Annotated in this window: 20 protein-coding genes; 6 read left to right on the top strand and 14 right to left on the bottom strand. The window is 58.3% G+C overall.

What is annotated here, in order from left to right; genetic code table 11:
• Positions 1 to 144 precede the first annotated feature (144 nt).
• The 6 genes from BEI_RS01225 to BEI_RS01255 form a co-directional block, all read right to left on the bottom strand.
• On the bottom strand, positions 145 to 369 hold the full coding sequence (locus BEI_RS01225) for a major capsid protein (RefSeq protein ID WP_097787797.1): 225 nt from the start codon (positions 367 to 369) through the stop codon (positions 145 to 147).
• 4 nt (positions 370 to 373) lie between these two features.
• Positions 374 to 589, bottom strand: a complete 216-nt coding sequence (locus tag BEI_RS01230) for a hypothetical protein (RefSeq protein WP_097787798.1) — start codon at positions 587 to 589, stop codon at positions 374 to 376.
• The gene (locus BEI_RS01235) at positions 586 to 915 is read right to left on the bottom strand and encodes a hypothetical protein (RefSeq protein WP_097787799.1); all 330 of its coding nucleotides are present in this window, start codon (positions 913 to 915) and stop codon (positions 586 to 588) included. Before BEI_RS01235 ends, BEI_RS01230 begins: the two co-directional genes overlap by 4 nt.
• A gap of 379 nt (positions 916 to 1,294) precedes the next feature.
• A complete protein-coding gene (locus tag BEI_RS01245; RefSeq protein WP_097787801.1) occupies positions 1,295 to 1,513 on the bottom strand; it encodes a hypothetical protein in 219 nt (72 codons plus the stop codon).
• Positions 1,510 to 2,079 carry a hypothetical protein gene (locus BEI_RS01250; protein ID WP_097787802.1) on the bottom strand — a complete coding sequence of 190 codons (570 nt, stop codon included), beginning with the start codon at positions 2,077 to 2,079 and terminating at the stop codon, positions 1,510 to 1,512. Before BEI_RS01250 ends, BEI_RS01245 begins: the two co-directional genes overlap by 4 nt.
• Positions 2,076 to 2,282 (bottom strand): MerR family transcriptional regulator, encoded by a 207-nt coding sequence (locus BEI_RS01255; RefSeq protein ID WP_227644533.1) that lies wholly within the window; start codon positions 2,280 to 2,282, stop codon positions 2,076 to 2,078. Before BEI_RS01255 ends, BEI_RS01250 begins: the two co-directional genes overlap by 4 nt.
• Positions 2,283 to 2,394: 112 nt before the next feature.
• Here BEI_RS01255 and BEI_RS01260 point away from each other — a divergent pair, with 112 nt between their 5' ends.
• The 4 genes from BEI_RS01260 (at position 2,395) to BEI_RS18870 (ending at position 6,116) form a co-directional block, all read left to right on the top strand.
• Positions 2,395 to 2,679 (top strand): transcriptional regulator, encoded by a 285-nt coding sequence (locus BEI_RS01260; protein WP_097787803.1) that lies wholly within the window; start codon positions 2,395 to 2,397, stop codon positions 2,677 to 2,679.
• A 205-nt stretch (positions 2,680 to 2,884) separates the two neighbouring features.
• The gene (locus BEI_RS01265; protein WP_097787804.1) at positions 2,885 to 3,925 is read left to right on the top strand and encodes a DNA sulfur modification protein DndB; all 1,041 of its coding nucleotides are present in this window, start codon (positions 2,885 to 2,887) and stop codon (positions 3,923 to 3,925) included.
• On the top strand, positions 3,922 to 4,725 hold the full coding sequence (locus tag BEI_RS18865) for a hypothetical protein (RefSeq protein ID WP_153045748.1): 804 nt from the start codon (positions 3,922 to 3,924) through the stop codon (positions 4,723 to 4,725). The genes BEI_RS01265 and BEI_RS18865 overlap by 4 nt, the downstream gene beginning before the upstream one ends.
• A gap of 239 nt (positions 4,726 to 4,964) precedes the next feature.
• Entirely contained in the window at positions 4,965 to 6,116 is a 1,152-nt protein-coding gene (locus BEI_RS18870) for a hypothetical protein (protein WP_153045749.1), read from the top strand.
• Between the two features lie 1,253 nt (positions 6,117 to 7,369).
• On the opposite strand, the gene BEI_RS19090 is transcribed toward BEI_RS18870, so the two are convergent.
• Genes BEI_RS19090 through BEI_RS19205 form a run of 3 tightly spaced genes read right to left on the bottom strand, consistent with a single transcriptional unit; the run spans position 7,370 to position 8,372 of the window.
• Complete coding sequence (locus BEI_RS19090) at positions 7,370 to 7,525, bottom strand: hypothetical protein (RefSeq protein ID WP_193765138.1); 156 nt, start codon at positions 7,523 to 7,525, stop codon at positions 7,370 to 7,372.
• A 38-nt stretch (positions 7,526 to 7,563) separates the two neighbouring features.
• Positions 7,564 to 8,130: a DDE-type integrase/transposase/recombinase gene (locus BEI_RS19200; protein ID WP_425545105.1), complete on the bottom strand. Its 567-nt coding sequence runs from the start codon at positions 8,128 to 8,130 to the stop codon at positions 7,564 to 7,566.
• Positions 8,064 to 8,372, bottom strand: coding sequence for a hypothetical protein (locus tag BEI_RS19205; RefSeq protein WP_227644534.1), 309 nt, complete (start codon positions 8,370 to 8,372; stop codon positions 8,064 to 8,066). The genes BEI_RS19200 and BEI_RS19205 overlap by 67 nt, the downstream gene beginning before the upstream one ends.
• A 112-nt stretch (positions 8,373 to 8,484) precedes the next feature.
• On the opposite strand from BEI_RS19205, the gene BEI_RS01275 reads away from it, so the two are divergent.
• A complete protein-coding gene (locus tag BEI_RS01275) occupies positions 8,485 to 9,516 on the top strand; it encodes an IS110 family RNA-guided transposase (protein WP_097787805.1) in 1,032 nt (343 codons plus the stop codon).
• Between the two features lie 230 nt (positions 9,517 to 9,746).
• On the opposite strand, the gene BEI_RS01280 is transcribed toward BEI_RS01275, so the two are convergent.
• The 5 genes from BEI_RS01280 to BEI_RS01300 form a co-directional block, all read right to left on the bottom strand.
• Positions 9,747 to 10,082: a DUF1153 domain-containing protein gene (locus tag BEI_RS01280; protein WP_097787806.1), complete on the bottom strand. Its 336-nt coding sequence runs from the start codon at positions 10,080 to 10,082 to the stop codon at positions 9,747 to 9,749.
• A gap of 65 nt (positions 10,083 to 10,147) precedes the next feature.
• Positions 10,148 to 11,827, bottom strand: coding sequence for a sensor domain-containing diguanylate cyclase (locus BEI_RS01285; RefSeq protein ID WP_097787807.1), 1,680 nt, complete (start codon positions 11,825 to 11,827; stop codon positions 10,148 to 10,150).
• 899 nt (positions 11,828 to 12,726) lie between these two features.
• A complete protein-coding gene (locus BEI_RS01290) occupies positions 12,727 to 12,909 on the bottom strand; it encodes a hypothetical protein (protein ID WP_227644535.1) in 183 nt (60 codons plus the stop codon).
• Positions 12,910 to 13,211: 302 nt separating this feature from the next.
• Positions 13,212 to 13,457: a hypothetical protein gene (locus BEI_RS01295; protein ID WP_097787808.1), complete on the bottom strand. Its 246-nt coding sequence runs from the start codon at positions 13,455 to 13,457 to the stop codon at positions 13,212 to 13,214.
• A gap of 433 nt (positions 13,458 to 13,890) precedes the next feature.
• A complete protein-coding gene (locus BEI_RS01300; RefSeq protein WP_097787809.1) occupies positions 13,891 to 14,688 on the bottom strand; it encodes a helix-turn-helix transcriptional regulator in 798 nt (265 codons plus the stop codon).
• Between the two features lie 122 nt (positions 14,689 to 14,810).
• On the opposite strand from BEI_RS01300, the gene lhpI reads away from it, so the two are divergent.
• A complete protein-coding gene (lhpI, locus tag BEI_RS01305) occupies positions 14,811 to 15,767 on the top strand; it encodes a bifunctional Delta(1)-pyrroline-2-carboxylate/Delta(1)-piperideine-2-carboxylate reductase (RefSeq protein ID WP_097787810.1) in 957 nt (318 codons plus the stop codon).
• Positions 15,768 to 15,781 lie beyond the last annotated feature (14 nt).

Consider the following 15,781-nt stretch of genomic DNA (forward strand, 5'->3'; position numbering starts at 1 on the left):
CAGGAGCCAGAAGGCCGGCAACAAGGCCAGCAATACCAACATACCGGGGGAGAGTTCGAGCATGGGTCATGGCCTCGGGTCCTGTCGGTGAATCGAAAAGGGCCCCCGTAGGGGCCCGGGGTGGGGCGGTGCGTGGGGAGCGGGTCACATCACGCGGCGGATGAGCTTGAAGACCAGGATGCCGGCGAGCACGCCGAGCACGGCCAGGCCGACGGCGCCCACCGGGGTCATGGCGCCTTCGATGGTGGAGACGAGGCCGGTGGTGTCGATGCTGGAGCCGCCGGTCTCGGTGGCCAGGGCGGAGCCGGACACCAGGGCCAGGGGGACCAGGGCGACACGACGGGCTTTCTTGGCGAAGACAGTTTTCATGGCATTACCTCATGTAGGAGTGGAGTTGCTGGGCGATGGCTCGGATGGCCCAGGCGGCGGCCCAGACCATGCCGATGGCGAGGGCGACCGTGATGGCGTCCTCGACACTCAGCCAAGGCTGGGTGCCAGCCTCGACGAGTTCGGCGGCGTCGACCCAGGCCAGGGGCTCCCGGCAGGAGCCCAGGTCGGGGTCGAAGTCGCGGCAGACCTGCACCTTCATGACTTGGCGGCCTGCTTGGGCTCAGACGCGGGGGCGGTGGCCTGAGCGGTGGAGGGCTTGCGCACGGCGATGGCGTGCATGGTGATCTTGCCGCCGGTGGTCCTCATCTCGGCGTCGATCTCGAGGTTGCACGGCATGTTCGCGGCGTAGGGGCGGATCTGGTCGAGGATCTCGTAGGGGGCCGAGATGGTGGCGACCTCGTAGCCGACGCGGTTCTCGTTGTTGGCGTCGGCCTCGTTCATGACGGTGAGCTTGGCGCCCTTGACGCCGTTGTCCATGGAGTAGCGCATGGCGCCGATGACGCGGGCTTGGATGGTGTTGATCATGGCTGTTTCCTTCCTTTCTTGGCTGCGTGGCGTGTGAGCTGTTCGCAATGCTCAGCGAGAGCCGCTAGCTCGGTGGTTTCCGGGGACTGACCATCCAGCTCCCGGCTGTGGTACTCGGCGAGGCGGTAGAGGAGCGCCGCCTTGCCCGGATCCCGGCCGTGGAGGCAGCGGCTGGCCCGCTCCCTCAAGGCTCGGGGCTCCGGGCAGGGGTCCCCCTGCCGCGCCACCCTGCCCCTCGGTCGAGCCGCACGGCAGTCGCCGCCGTGGCCCCCGTCAAGGGCGCTCGCTGCGCTCGCCCCCTCGCCCTTGACGGGGCCCAGGACGCCGACTCGGGGAGCCGTGCGACCGATGGGCGACGGGTGACGGGCAGGGGACAACATCAGCTGGCTCCCGAGCCTTGGGAGGCGGGCCGGTCGGTGCCCAGGCCCAGGGCGTGCAGGTCGCCGCGCTCCAGGCGCTCGAGGCCGTCCTGGATGAGCAGCTCGCCCAGGGCGGAGGGGGTGACGTGGTGCGTGCCGGCCTGGACGAGGTAGCGGCCGTAGTCGGCGGCGTCCAGGAACACGCGGATCGACTGTTTCTTGCCGTTGGCAGTGGTCATGGGGTGTTCCTCGGGTGGCGGTGGGGGTGGGGATAAGCCGAAGCGTCAAAAAGAACGGCCCGCTCGGTCGCCCCAGGCGCGGGACGGGGCAGGGAGGACGGGGCGACGTCGCGGGCCAAAGGCGCGGGGACGCTACGGGAGGAAACGGGGGCCGGACGGGCGGCCTGGGGAGCCGGGGCGTCGGCCAGGGCATAGGTGTCGAAGCCGAGGTAGAACGCCTCGTAGAAGGCTTCGTAGACGTGGACGACGAAGCGCTGGGCGGCTTCCAGGGTGGCGAAGTCGTGGGCGGAGACGCCGCCGTCGTCGCGAGTGTCGATGCTGACGCCAGGAATCTCGAACCCATCCAGTTGATCGGGAGTGATGCGCTTGCCCAGCACGACGCACCAGCCCAGGAGATCGGACCCGTAGATGAAGGCGCTGTCGTCACCCGAGCAGGTGATGAGCTGGGCCTGGCCATTGATGACGATGCCGGTGGCGGCCTGGTAGCTGGGGGCGGAGAAGCGCACGTCGAGGAAGGTGCAGCCCTCGGCGGTGCGCTCGTTCTCGAAGCGGATATCGAAGCTCATGCCCAATCCTCCGCGTTCATGCACTCGGCGGTGAGCAGAGCGACGTTAACGAGCCGGCGGCGGCCGACCTTGATGACGGGAAGGTTCCCCTGCTGGAGCTGCCCCCGGACGGTGTCGGGGGTGAGGCCGGACAGCTCGGCGAACCGCTCGATGGTCATGACGGGCACGTTGGCCGGGACCTGGGGCGCGTTGCTCGTTTCCATGTCGTACCTGCTCGCTGTGGCTCGTTGTGGTACTTTCAGAGGTGAAATATGCTTCGTGGTATCCCGACTTGTCGGGTATCACCTAAAGTCAGGATTACCGAGAAGTCGGGATATGTCAAGCAGACTGACCGAGAAAATCCGTCAGATCCGTGAAGTGGAAACGAGCGGACGAGGCGAGTTCTCGCAACTTATTGGAATACCTAAGAAAACACTCGAGAACATCGAGCTGACCGGGCGCGCTCCAAAGGGTGAGATGCTCGAAGCCATATGCCGTCAGTGGCCGAAATACACCATGTGGCTGATGACAGACCAAGTGAACGAAGAGGCCGGGCAGGTCAGCCCGGAGATCGAGAAGGCACGGAAGACGCTCAAGCAGACAGGGACGGATACCGACTAGCCAGGAAGGCGGCGACAAGGTGGTACCAGGGCGGCAGGCTCCAAGGATAGGAGGTCAAACTTGAGTAGTGAAACAAGAAACTCGTTTCTCAGCGGCTTATATATCTAAATTGCTTCCTCCAGACAATTGCTGGTAGGAGGCATTTTTCTTTGAGTAGTAGAAATCGTTTTTATAAGCAATGTTTGATAGTTTGAGAGGTGTGAATATGACGGAAAGCATTCGTATTAACGCAATAAAAGTTTGCCAGAAGGATCATAGCTTCTATGTCGCAAAGCTACGGGCAGCTGACCTTATAAAAATATCCTATGTCGCAGTGAGAGGAAGGGATAGAGAACAAGGAGCAGTCCAAAGGTTTTTAAACTCAAGGAGGATTTCGGGTATTAAAGACTATACCCTACATCAAGGTGCTTATCCTGCTTCTATAATTCTGAACTGGGTTAATGAGGAGCACCCTATTCAAGAGGATGAGGATGGAATAGCCATACCTGCTGTTGAAGAATCAGCGCAGCTGATTGATGGTCAGCACAGGATTGCTGGTATAGCTTCGGCAGTGCGAGAGAATCCGGAGCTTGAGAGTTTAGAACTTCCTGTATCAATATATGCTGGCCTGAGTACTAAGCAGTGTGCAAATATATTTCTTTCAATCAATACAGAGCAAAAGCCTGTGCCTAGAAGCTTGGTCTATGATCTTTATCAAATAGCTGATGAAGAGATCGTGGACCCTGCTGCTGCAAGAGCAAGAGATATAGTTGACGCACTTAATAGTGATGCTGACTCTCCTTATTTGGGTGAGATTAAAGTTCCAGGCTCTCCCAGAAGGAAAGGCGGGGTGGCACTGTCTACGGCAGTGAGTGCAATTAAGCCGCTTGTTGAAAGTAAAGGGGCGTTTGAGCAAGTGGGCGTTGAAGTCTTTGAGCAGCAAAAAGAAATAATAAAAAACTTTTTCAAGGTTTTGGCAGATCCTTATGGAGGCACATGGAACAACAAAGACAATGCGTTCATCTATGCTTCTGGGTTTACGGGAGCGATCGACTTCTTAAGCAACCGGCTTATACCATACTGTAACAACCATGGCGCCAATTATAAAAAAGAGTTCATGTCAGGTGTTATCAGGTTGAACAGAAATAGCCTTATATATCAGGATGAAGTCAAGGGAGTCCAAGGTAAAGAGGCACCAAAGAGAATATTTGATGCTCTTGTTGAGTGTTTTGAGCCAAATACACAGCCAGCAGATATTCAAGTATGAGTGAGCACAGGGCAACGCAGTACCTAATTAATGAGTGGGGGAGAGTTGATCATAAAAACTTGCCCCCGCCAATGAGTTCACAGCAGTCAGATGAGCTGGCGCATCTATTAATTGATGACGCTTCGGATTACTTTGGATCAGGAGTAGTGTCGCTTTGTGATGCAATATCTAGTCTTGAGGCTAAGTCTTGGTCATGGGCGTCGGTAAAGCTTTATTATTCGGTTTTTTATTTTGCTAGATCTTACCTAGCCACTGATGGTCTACTATTTACCCACTTAAATGGTAGGTCATATTGGATGCGAGCGATGCGTGGGGCTGTACTAAAAGGATTCCCCTCTAAGCGAGCGATTTCTAGTGAGAGTGGAAAGGAGAAAAAGAAGTTGAGTGGGACGCATGGAAGCGTTCTATATATGCTAGAGCATAACTTTAGTCATACTGCACTGGTCGACCAAGAAATTGATGGGGTGTATCCAACGCAATGGATGATGGATCAACGAGAATATTTTAACTATAAAAAATGCGGTTTCTCTGACCCAGAACCTCCTGCGGTGCTTCAGAAAGTGTGTGACCTTGGTGTAAGGAAAGCCGTGAGTGCATACCTGGAGGATGATTACTTCTCTTTAGATAGGGATCATGCCTTGCTAGCATATCCTATTAAGTTTTTTAAAGAAACCTACGCTCAGGTTTCTGGGTCTAGAAGTTTTGATGTTACTTTTTTCGATGAGAGAAAGACAATGATGAGGCGCTTAGCGAAGGATTCTTCTGGTCCCTTAGAAAAAGTTATGAGCTATTTTTATTGATGCAAGGAATTTTAAAAGGGGTGATTTTATATAAAATTAGCTAATTATCAGTTAGATAAAGAAAGCGGCAAAATAGGTATGTCAGAATATTAAAAATTGCGGGTAATGCACAAGCAGGCAGAGACGGATATCGACGAGCCAGGAAGGTGGCGGCAACGTGGTGCTAGGGCGGCAGACCCCATGGATATGAGGTCGGCCTTGAGCATGTACAAAATTTCTCAGGATAAGTGAATAGTGCCATGATGCAGCTTAAAGGAAGTGCAAAGATAACAAATGGGACTCAGGAATACCCTGTGCTAGTTGTCTTTGACGTAGAGCTAGGGCGTTGCTTAATTTCTGAAACCAGTGAAACCTCTTCAGGAGGTTTTTTTAAGTTTTGGTTAGGAGTGAGTGGTGATCTTTTTCTGAAAGAATTGAAGCTTAGTGGTGGGCGTCAGTTGTATTCTGACTTAGCGGGCCCTTTCTTTTTTTTCTCTAGTGTTGAGTCTACCTCGTTTAGAGATGAAGAGGTTTCTCAGTGTGGAGTTGCTACGGCACTGGGGGTTAAAGATGTCTCTGAAGAAATAGATGAGATAGAGATTAAGCCGTATTCTTCAGAAATATTGCTTAATGTTGATGGTTCTTCTTTAAGCGATGGTTCGGAAATTCTTTTCCATTGCGCGCCAAGAAGGAAAATGGATTTTACAGTTAAGCTGGATGGGGAAGAGGTTCGTGTCCACACTTTTGATCATGGCACATCTTTATCAAAATACGTGCGTTGCCATAGCTCAAGATTACAGCTTGTCGATTATTTAAAGGAGATGGACATAGCTCTTTCTTTGCTCTTGGGAAGGAGGGTTTTTTGGCATTTTTATAGAAATGAGTCTGAGATAAGAGTTAATCTTGCCAAGCCTGGTCAGGCTCTTTCAAATGGGATGCTAGTTTCAGATGCTTCAAGTTACCGTGTGATCTTTGAGAGACTATTAAGCCACCCTTTATGCCTGCAAAGGTACTTTTTGATTGAGGCGTTTTCAAACCCAAGGCCTCTCGAGGTGCGGCTTTTGAATGCCTTTGTTTATCTTGAGTTTTTGAGTGCAACTAGCAGCCTTGATAAGGGGGTTGTCTCTGAGCGGCTTGAGATATCTAGGGATAGTGCAGATGTTATCGTTAGAGTTCGAAACGAAATGATCCACAAGGGCTTAGGAGTTCTCGAGGCGCTAAAGAAAGCGAGGCATGCGCTGAGTTCAAATAGAAGAAAAGAGTCTCTTGAGGTGATTGATAAGATTTTAGAAAGTGAATCCCCTTCCGCAAACTTCTACGGTGCATTGATGCACGCTTGTTCTAGGGCATTGGTCAGCGAGGTTGGAGGTGATAAAGATTTGGTGAGTAAAAAAGTCGAGTTTGTATTCTAGCTTAAAGTTGTTGCTGATCGAACTCTAGATAATTATCTTGCCACTTTGCCATCACAAATGACTGCACTATAGAAATGTCTATCTAAAAAGCGCGGGTTTTGCCATGACCAGTATTCACAGATTTTCCCGCTAGAGAGTCTATGATCTCTTTCTGAATCAGGTTGTCCTAACATTGCAAGAACTTGCCCCTTGGTCATGCCTGGAACCAATTCACCTCTCGCCTGAGCCCTAACGCGAGCGTTTCTTGCATCCAGGTCAGCTTGGTACGAGCTGGTGCTTCCCGACGGTCTAGGGCTTGGCCGAGGATCTGGGCGGCGCAGGGTGGGGAAGTCTCTAAGATCCGGTGCCTGATAGGTCGTGATAGCACCACGAGTGATCGGAGCTTGCGCACCAGGGCAGGGAGTGTCCTGATACAGGGTGGCGTCACCGACCTCGCACTTGTAGACCTGGGCATGAGCTGACAGCGGCAGCAGGGCCACGACCAGCAGGAAAGCGGGCTTGATCATCCTTGATCACCGTCTTGATTCCATAGACCTAAGCCAAGATAGCACAAGGACCGATGCTCGGTAGGGCAGGTGTCCACATTGTGTCTACGGGATCATGCCCGTATGAGCCGCTCCGATCATCAAAATGACAGTAAGGTACTGATTTTACGAAAGGCATGCAGCAGCATGCTACATTAGTACAATCTTGTAATCAGTAGGTCCCGGGTTCGACTCCTGGTGCCGGCACCATTAAAACGCCTTGCGAATCAGCGTGATAGAGCAGACTGGAAACCGCCCATCGAGGCGGTTTTTTGTGTCTGTCTACATTCTGTCTACACCTGTCCACCTCCCCCCGATCGCGCTCCTGCCCCAAGCCAAAAAAACCCGCCGGAGGGGCGGGTTCAAGATCGCTTACTCACGGGGGGAGAGATAAGCGGTCTTGATATTTGCATAAACGTTCAATCGAGTAAACGGGCATCCTGCAACAAGGAAAAGCTAATTTTTCTTGAGTGTGCTTCTGGCCCTGGCGACGAAAAAACCCGCCACGGGTGGCGGGTCGGAAAGACTTACAAGCAGGGAACTTGGTAAGCCCGCTTATTATGGCTTGGCTTGTTGCGCTGCAATAGCGGGAAGTGAGGAATGATACATGTCCATTTGATGCATTTAATTTGTGACTAAATGGACAAGAAAAAAGCCCGCCGGTTGGCGGGCACAATCCTCGTTTCCCTGTGACGTCCTTTGGTTCGGAAGGACAGGGAGAACTCTATATCAGGATTCTTTCATCAATGTGACGACGGGGTTCAACCTGGTGGCGTCCGGGGTGGCGCAGCCCTCGACGGTGATGGTGCCGTCGTCGCGGGTGACGATGCTGACGCCGGGCGGCTCGATGCCGTCCAGCTGGTCGGGGGTGATGCGCTTGCCCAAGACGACGTCCTGTAATGACCCCCTGGTTTCTGCACACCCTACGCGGCTAATGCCGGGTGTGCTCGGGGTGCCACATAGCCCAGGGACTGATTTGGCCGCTCTTCGTTGTAGTACCGAATCCAGTGATCGATCACGACCCTGGCTTGGCCCAGCGACTCGAAGCGATGGAGCCAGATGCGCTCCTCCTTCAAGGAGCGGAAGAAGTGCTTCATGAGCCCGTTCTGTTCCGGTGTATACGGCGTTGTGAACTCCTGCGTGAGGCCATAGGCCTTCACGGTGCCCGTGTAGTAGCGACTGCTGAAAACGAGCCCGTTATCTGACCGAAGGGCTAACGGTTGCTGAACGCGGCCCAGCGCCCCCAGTCGATAGATCAGCGCTTCCTCCAGCGCGGCCTCCGCGGTTTTGCTGCTGCCGTTGTCCGATAATCGCCAGCCGAGGATCTCTCGTGTGCAGCAGTCGATGATCACCGCCAGGCTGGCTCGTCGATCCTTTCCATACCACACGTGGGTGAGATCGGTCGCCCATCGCTCATCAGGCCTCAGGCGACGGATGGCAGACTCCTGGCTCGAGGGCGGAAGCCCTGAGGTCGCTTGCGCACCTGCCAGCCTTTGAGCTGCAGGATGCGCTGGATTGGCTTGCGGTTCTCACCCAGCACGCACGCCAGTCGGCGATAGCCATAGGTGGGGAAGCGTTCCAGGGTCAGCTTCACCCGCGTTGCCAGATCGGCATTGATGACACGCTGCCGTGCCTTGGGCCGGTAATATAGGCTTCGCTGGGGGAGTCCCAACCAGCGGCAGAGCTTGGCGAGCGATACCACATGGCCCTCCTGGGCCAGTTGCGCCTGCAACGACCTTACGAGTTTCGTCCTCGTCGAGCAGGCGCTTGAATTAATGGAATGGTCCGCCCCTCCCTCATATCCTGCCCGATAAGGCTGTTCGAGGCGAAAAGAGGAATGCACCATGTCCATTGCCACCATTGGTATCGATATTGGCAAGAGCAAATTCCATGTCTGCGCCCTGGATGAGCGTGGTCACGTCACCTTGCGTAAGGTCTTCTCGCGCTCTGGCCTCATCCGGTTTCTAGCCAACACGCCGCCGGCCCGCGTGGCAACCGAAGCCTGCGCGGGCGCCCATTTCATCGGCCGCAAGGCCGAGTCCTTTGGCCATGACGCACGCTTGCTACCGGGGCAGTACGTGAAGGCCTACGTGAAGTCGCAGAAGAATGACTACGCCGATGCCGAGGCCATCGCTGAGGCGGCCACCCGGCCCACGATGCGATCGGTGCCGGTCAAGCCCGTCGACCACCAGACCCTGCAACTGCTTCATCGCCAGCGCAGTGGTTGGGTCGGTGAGCGTACTGCACTGGCCAATCGGGTCCGCGCAATGCTTTTGGAGTTCGGTATCACGGTCCCGAAAGGCATCCGTCAGTTGCGCCGCAACCTGCCATGGGTGCTCGAAGATGCCGATAACGAACTGCCGGACCGGCTACGTGAGCTGATCACTGAGCTCTGGAGCGACATGATTCGGCTCGATGACCGCATCGAGGGGCTGACTGACGAGCTTGATACCTTGGCTCGTGCGGACCCGCAAACAAGGCTTCTATTGAGCATTCCAGGAATCGGCCCCATCACCGCTACCGCGCTGACCGCCAGCGTTGGTGATGCAAGCACCTTCCGCAAGGGCCGGGACTTGGCGGCCTGGCTTGGCCTAGTACCCCGACAGTACAGCACGGGAGGCCAGACGCGTCTGCTGGGCATTGGCAGACGCGGCAATCGCCATCTGCGCATGCTGCTCATCCATGGTGCCCGAGCCGTGCTGCGTGTGGTGCACACACGAGATGAAGGAGATGCGCTCCGCCGCTGGGTGGAGCGCATCAGCCCTCGCAAGCATGCCAATGTAGTGGCCGTGGCATTGGCCAATAAACTGGCCCGGATCGTCCATGGCGTACTGCACTACCAGGTGCCATTTGACCCGAGGTTGATGAGCGCCTGATCACCGGACCCACTGGACGTCGTCATCAACGATACCGATTTTTGGAGGTTGACTCCCACCGAGTGAATGCAAGCGCTGGCACTGATGGCGGAAACAGGTCACCGGCATACCGAGAGCCTGGCTAAAAAAGCGGCCCCCACTGAGGTCATTGAATTATCAAGGAGCGGTATGCGCGGATTTTCATCATGGCCCGGGACATCAGTCGATGGCCCATCAAGAGGTCGGATACATTAGCGCAACCCTGGCCCCGTCACGGTAGAAAGCACTTGCGTCACAAGGGCGGACCATACATTTTTTAGCGCATAGATCTGCAGTTGGGCCTCGCCCAGTGCCTCCTTGGTCTCCCGAAGCTCAGACTCGTACTGCTCACGGATGTCCTTGGGGCGGGCCTTGAACCCGGTTTCCATGCTGCGCTGTGCCTCATCGATCCAGCCCCCGACCTCGGAGACGGTGAGATCATACTGGCGAGCCACCTCAGCGGGGGTGGTCTTGCCCTTGAAGATGTCCATGACCACGGCAGCCTTGCGCTTGGCGGTCCATCGCTTGATCGGGTGGTCGTCGCTCATCCTGTCCTCCTGATGGCTGCACTATAGCCTGTGCAGCTCTGGAGGGGTCACTTCAAGGCGGGAAATTACACGGTTTTCACTCGATCGCGCCCGGCATGTTTGGCTGCATAAAGTGCCTTATCAGCGCGCTTGAACAGGCGCGAGAAGGGTTCTCCCTTGGTGTGTTCACTCAAGCCGCTGCTGAAAGTGATGGGAAGTTCATGTCCGTCCTCAAGCATGACGGCTTCTGATTTGATGTGCTCACGCACCCGCTCCACGACCTTCCTGGCCTCAGGTGCATGCGCTCGACGCATGACGATCACGAACTCCTCACCGCCTGTTCTTGCCACCAGGTCACCGTCACGCAAGGACTCGGAGATTCGAGCACCTAGCCACTGGAGCACGGTATCACCGGTATCGTGGCCATGAGTGTCATTGACCTGCTTGAAATGATCGATGTCCACCACGGCGAGTGAGAAAGGCTCGTCGCGTGTGTCGTGGGCTTGTATCAGCTCTTCTACATGTTGATCCAGATATGAACGGTTGGGAAGCCCGGTCAGGTAATCCCGAGAGGCTTTATCTGCCATTCTGTCGAGCTCCTGGCGAACCTGATCAATTTCGGCTTGATCCGTGATGACCCGCTCCACGGCATCGGCAATCAGCCTGACGAGCTCGATTTCTACCTGGGTGAAGGGTTGGTGACGAGGGTGAGGGCTTGAGAAGTTGAGAGTTCCCCATACCTCGCCGTTGAGGTGGAGCGGGGTCCCGATATAGCTTTCCAGGCCGAACTGCTGATAGCAGGGGTGGCCGTTGATCCTTTCGTCTGCCCCCGCTTGGGAGGTGTGGAAGACGTCTTCAACATCGAGCATCAGGCGACAGTAAGTATCTCCCAGGTCGAACCTATCGTCCGGCGAAATATCAGCTATTTCCGAGGCGGACCATTTGACAATGTATTGGTCCCCGATGACTCGACTGACCAGCCCGATATCAAGAGAGAGGTATGCCAGGGCATCTCTAAGGAGCCTGTCGACGATTTCGTTGGCGCTGATATCGGTCCGGTTAACTCCCGTATGGATATCTCGCAGCAACTGGATCATGGCGCGGTATTCGGAAATATCCTGGATGATGGCGTAGAAGCCCACGACTTCTCCTTCCAGGTAGTCAGGAAGGTAGCTCACCTTGAAGTAAAAGGTTCGCCCATCCGCGAGGGATAGCTTATCTTCATAGGTGACCGCTTCGCCAGCAAAGGCCCTCTGAAAGCGCGGCCATACTTTTTCATACGAAGCAGCATCCAGGACGGTCGACACCGGCTGGCCGTAAAGGGCCTCTTGGCTGATGCCGACAAAGTCCACATAGGCTTGATTGTTGAACCGGAAACACCCCTCTCGGTCGACGTAGGCCACCTTGACAGGCAGCTGGTCCGCGAGTCGCCCGATAATGCCTTGGTTGACGTGCTGGCCTGCCGTGAGCTTGATGACGAAGCTTCCATCGGCCAGGCCGTAGTAGCAACCCGCGCCATCCTCGAAGCCCCATGTTTCTCCTGGGCGGATCTCACTGTTAGCGAAGCATTCCGCGACGGCGGAACCTAGCCGGGTGCGAATGTCTTTCAGCTCGCCAATCACCACGCCGACCAGTGACTCGGGATCTCGACCCAGTAGCGTCTGTGTATCACCCACCGCGTCAATGATTCGCTGTTCGGGCGATATATGCAGGTAAGCAGAACGTGAGAGTGTCAGGACCTCCTTCCACCAGGCTGGTTGACCCACGACGCTCACCTCCCTTGGGGCTTCCGAAGTTGATATGACTTCCCAAGCTTACTGTGCCCGTGGAGCCACCGCGTATCCATGAGCGATTGGCGGAAGCTGGACGCAGATCGGTAGCGGCAGGAGGGCTGTAGCGTGCTCACCTGGGCCACGTAGGCGGCTCTGGTCGCCGGGAGACGATCGGTTCAGGGCTTCGAGGCCATAGCCAGGGCGTCCACATGGTGACGACGGAAACGCGCAGGAGCATGCCTGAGCAAGCGGGAAGTAGGGGCCAAGCCTCTGATTTCCGGCGCAATGAGTCGCATTATGCTGAATTGGCAAAATATTTAATCAGTAGGTCTCGAGTTCGACTCCTGGTGCCGGCACCCTTAAAACGCCGTGCAAATCAGCGTGATAGAGCAGGCCGGAAACCGCCCATCGAAGCGGTGTTGTTGCGCCTGTCTACATTCCGTCTACACCTGTCCACCTTCCCCCGATCGCGCTTCGGCCCCAAGCCAAAAAACCCGCCGGAGGGGCGGGTTCAAGGTCGCTTACCAACGGGGAATGGTAAGCAAGGCAAGAGCCACACATTAGCTAACCATTATATGCCACTCACGATAGCATGGTGGACAAAAAAGCGCCGTGCCCCATAGAGAAGGCACGACGCATGGCTGAGCACCCAAACCGCATCCTCAGAGAGTCAACACATCCCATTTAGATGCTAGCCCAGAATCGACAATCTGCCAGCAAAAAGCCCGCCGGTTGGCGGGCACAATCCTCGCTTTCCTGTGACGCAGGCGAGCCCGACGTCGATATCCTTTGGTTCGGAAGGACAGCAAGCACTCCATATCAGCATTCTTTCATCAATGTGACGACGGGGTCAGCCTGGCGGCGTCCTCGAGGTGAGCGGGGACGAAGTGGGCCTAGCGCATGGTCATGGTGATGGCCTGGTGGTGCAGGACGAGGATGTTGCCGCCGTTTATCATGCAGTGACCGGCGAAGGTGTGCCGCAGCACATGGGTCCATTGGCCGCCTGGTAAGTCGATGCCCGTCTTCTGGATCGCCTGGGCGAAGATATTGTCATTCAGTGTGGATCCCGGTTCCAAGAGTTTGCAGATCCTGCATGACCCACCAGCCGCCGCCCCGGGCAGCCACTCCCCGGGGCAGGGGGCGTGCGTCGACGATGTATCCACGCGCTGCTGGCTCCGCCTCTCGCACGAGACGAAAAAAACCCGCCGGCTGGGGCGGGTCAAGGAGTCGCTTACTAGAGGGGGATAAGTAGCAAGCTTGCGCAGAATGGCACATTCGCCAGCGCATGTATACGGGTCGTCGGCGGATCGGGCGGCCGTGGCGTCTGCTGGCATGAGGGCGGCGGCCGGCGCGTGCCTGGGGGCAGCCGGGCCGGCGATCATGCCGCGGGGACGTCCGGGTCCACCAATCGCTTGAGCCGGGCCAGGGTTTCGGGGTCGTCGGGGTCCTCGACCTCGATCATCAGGCGGCTCCGGTAGGGCGAGCGCTCCTTGATCACGACGTAGATGCCCTCCCGGGAGTCCGCATCGTTGCTGGGAATCGCGCCGATCACGTCGAAAGTCCGCAGGTCGAGGTGCGGCAGCTCGTCGGGCCGAGCCCGGAGGTAGGCAGGGGGAGGCGTCATCAGGGGGCACTGCTCTATTGTTATGTCTTGTAATGATAGCCGCACACGGCCCAGGCGGGAGGACGATTCTCTTGAAGGCGAAGTCGGCTGGGTTCGTCGCGGGGCGGCAGGGCCTGGTCCCGAGCCATCGTCCAAGAAAAGGCCCGCCATCCGGCGGGCAAGGTCTCGCTTCCCGTGCTCCGGTGTGATCCCGGGGCGACGTCATGGCCCCAGCCCATGACGTCCCCAGGTTAGGCCGGCCAGATGTCAGTCAGATGACGGTCGGGGGGCTTGCCGCAGGATGGCCCGGGCCAGGCAAAACAAGGCCCGCCGTCCTCGAACGGCGGGCAACAAGCATCGCTCCGCTTTCACTGCTGGTGACAACCAAGCCCTATCAACATAGCCCACCCGCGGGAACCTCGCCCGGAGAAGGTCGTGGCCCGGCGGCGGTCGATCAGCGCGGGTCGCCATGGCGCTCCGCGCTGGGGGAATGGCCGAGCCGGCGGCGGTAGGCGCGCGAGAAGCTCGAGACGTCGGCGAAGCCGAGGTCGAGGGCGATCTCACCCACCGAGCGACGCGTCCGACGCAGCCAGTAGCGGGCCCAGCGCAGGCGGCGCTGCATGACGTACTGCTGTGGCGTGAGGCCGAACTGGCGCTGGCAGAGCAGGTGCAACTGGCTCTGACCCAGGTGCATGGCCTCGGCCAGGGCCCGGTTGTCCGGCGGGGTGGCCAGGCGTTCGTCGATGAAGGCGTCGAGGGCCGCGGCGCAGAGGCGGTCACGCCGCACGGCCTCCGGGTCGTCACCGGCGAGCAGCTGGCTGAACTGGCTGACGAACAGCACCGCCAGCTGGTGGTTGATCAGGGCGCGCTGCTCGGCGGTGCGGACCGCCTTCAGCTGCTCGGTGGCGAACTCCACCAGGGGCAGCAGGGTGGGCGGCAGGGTCAGCGCCCGGGGCTCGGCGAACAGCGACTCCCGCAGCGCCAGCGTGCAGCTCTCTTCCAGGGAGGCGAGGCAGGGGTCGTCCTGGTCCAGGTCGATCACCAGGACCTCGCTGTCATCCTCGCGCCCCAGGTAGCGATGGGGTTCGCGCACGGGCAGGATCGCCGCCTGCCCCAGCACCAGGCGTTCGCCGCCCCGGCTGAACTCGTAGTCCATGGCGCCTCGCCACCCCATCATCAATTGGGGGTGGTCATGGCAGTGCTCGCCGGAGGAGCGGGCGATGCGGTTGCAGCGAGCCTGGGTCAGGGACATGGATCCCCCTCGACGGCGGGGCGATTGCGGAGGCTGGGTCAACGCTTGCGGAGACTGGGTCAAGAGGCCGGGGCAGGGGCCTCGTAGACTGGCCCCTCGGGCACAGTTGAAATGAGGTTGACATGTATCTCGACGCCGAACAAGTCTCCGCCAGCCTGCCCTGGGGGGCCCTGGTGGATGCACTGGACGACATCTTCACCCGCACCGTGCACTCGCCGGTGCGACACCATCATCACCTGAGCGTGCCGGGGGACCCGGACGCCACCCTGCTGCTGATGCCGGCCTGGCTGGAGGGCCAGTACCTGGGCGTCAAGCAGGTCAACGTCTTCCCGGGCAACAACGCCCGCGGCGAGCCGGGTCTCAGCGGCCACTACCTGCTGAGCTGCGCCCGCACCGGTCGTCACCTGGCGCAACTGGACGGCAACGAGCTCACCGCGCGACGTACCGCGGCGGCCTCGGCGCTGGCCGCCCGCTACCTGGCCAGGCAGGACGCCCGCGAGCTGCTGATGGTCGGCGCGGGGCGCATGGGGCGCCGGCTGATCCCGGCCCATCGCGCCGTTCGCCCCATCGAGCGGGTGCGCGTCTGGGACATCCGGGAGGCCTCGGCGGCGGCGCTGGTCGAGGTGCTGCACGCCGAGGGCGTCGACGCCGAGGTGGTGCCGGCGGCGGGGCTGGCCGAGGCCGCCGGGCAGGCCGACATCATCAGCTGCGCCACCCTCAGCCGCGACCCGCTGATCCGCGGCGAATGGCTGACGCCGGGTACGCACCTGGACCTGGTGGGCAGCTTCACCCCCTTCATGCGCGAGGCCGACGACGAGGTGATGCGCCGGGGCGCGGTGTTCGTCGATACCCGGGCCGGCGCGCTGAGCGAGACCGGCGACCTGATCGACCCCATCGCCCGTGGCGTCATCGCGGAGGCCGACATCCTGGCGGACTTCCCCGACCTCTGCGAGGGCCGTCATGCCGGCCGCCTGGCGCTGGCCGACCCCGAGGGCGCCATCACCGTCTTCAAGTCGGTGGGCGCCTCCGTGGAGGACCTCGCCGCCGCCGTCCTGGCCTACGAGCGCGGCCGCGACTGACCGACCGCCGATCG

The organism is Halomonas beimenensis, assembly GCF_002549795.1.
Lineage (GTDB): Bacteria > Pseudomonadota > Gammaproteobacteria > Pseudomonadales > Halomonadaceae > Halomonas > Halomonas beimenensis.

Bases quoted from the DNA above. Each gene is read 5' to 3' on its own strand.
- BEI_RS01275 (WP_097787805.1), top strand. From the start codon at position 8,485: ATGTCCATTGCCACCATTGGTATCGATATTGGCAAGAGCAAATTCCAT.
- BEI_RS01300 (WP_097787809.1), bottom strand. From the start codon at position 14,688: ATGTCCCTGACCCAGGCTCGCTGCAACCGCATCGCCCGCTCCTCCGGC.
- BEI_RS18865 (WP_153045748.1), top strand. From the start codon at position 3,922: ATGAGTGAGCACAGGGCAACGCAGTACCTAATTAATGAGTGGGGGAGA.
- BEI_RS01280 (WP_097787806.1), bottom strand. From the start codon at position 10,082: ATGAGCGACGACCACCCGATCAAGCGATGGACCGCCAAGCGCAAGGCT.
- BEI_RS01250 (WP_097787802.1), bottom strand. From the start codon at position 2,079: ATGAGCTTCGATATCCGCTTCGAGAACGAGCGCACCGCCGAGGGCTGC.
- BEI_RS01235 (WP_097787799.1), bottom strand. From the start codon at position 915: ATGATCAACACCATCCAAGCCCGCGTCATCGGCGCCATGCGCTACTCC.
- BEI_RS01260 (WP_097787803.1), top strand. From the start codon at position 2,395: ATGTCAAGCAGACTGACCGAGAAAATCCGTCAGATCCGTGAAGTGGAA.
- BEI_RS01265 (WP_097787804.1), top strand. From the start codon at position 2,885: ATGACGGAAAGCATTCGTATTAACGCAATAAAAGTTTGCCAGAAGGAT.
- BEI_RS01225 (WP_097787797.1), bottom strand. From the start codon at position 369: ATGAAAACTGTCTTCGCCAAGAAAGCCCGTCGTGTCGCCCTGGTCCCC.
- BEI_RS01245 (WP_097787801.1), bottom strand. From the start codon at position 1,513: ATGACCACTGCCAACGGCAAGAAACAGTCGATCCGCGTGTTCCTGGAC.
- BEI_RS01255 (WP_227644533.1), bottom strand. From the start codon at position 2,282: ATGGAAACGAGCAACGCGCCCCAGGTCCCGGCCAACGTGCCCGTCATG.
- lhpI (WP_097787810.1), top strand. From the start codon at position 14,811: ATGTATCTCGACGCCGAACAAGTCTCCGCCAGCCTGCCCTGGGGGGCC.
- BEI_RS01295 (WP_097787808.1), bottom strand. From the start codon at position 13,457: ATGACGCCTCCCCCTGCCTACCTCCGGGCTCGGCCCGACGAGCTGCCG.
- BEI_RS01230 (WP_097787798.1), bottom strand. From the start codon at position 589: ATGAAGGTGCAGGTCTGCCGCGACTTCGACCCCGACCTGGGCTCCTGC.
- BEI_RS18870 (WP_153045749.1), top strand. From the start codon at position 4,965: ATGATGCAGCTTAAAGGAAGTGCAAAGATAACAAATGGGACTCAGGAA.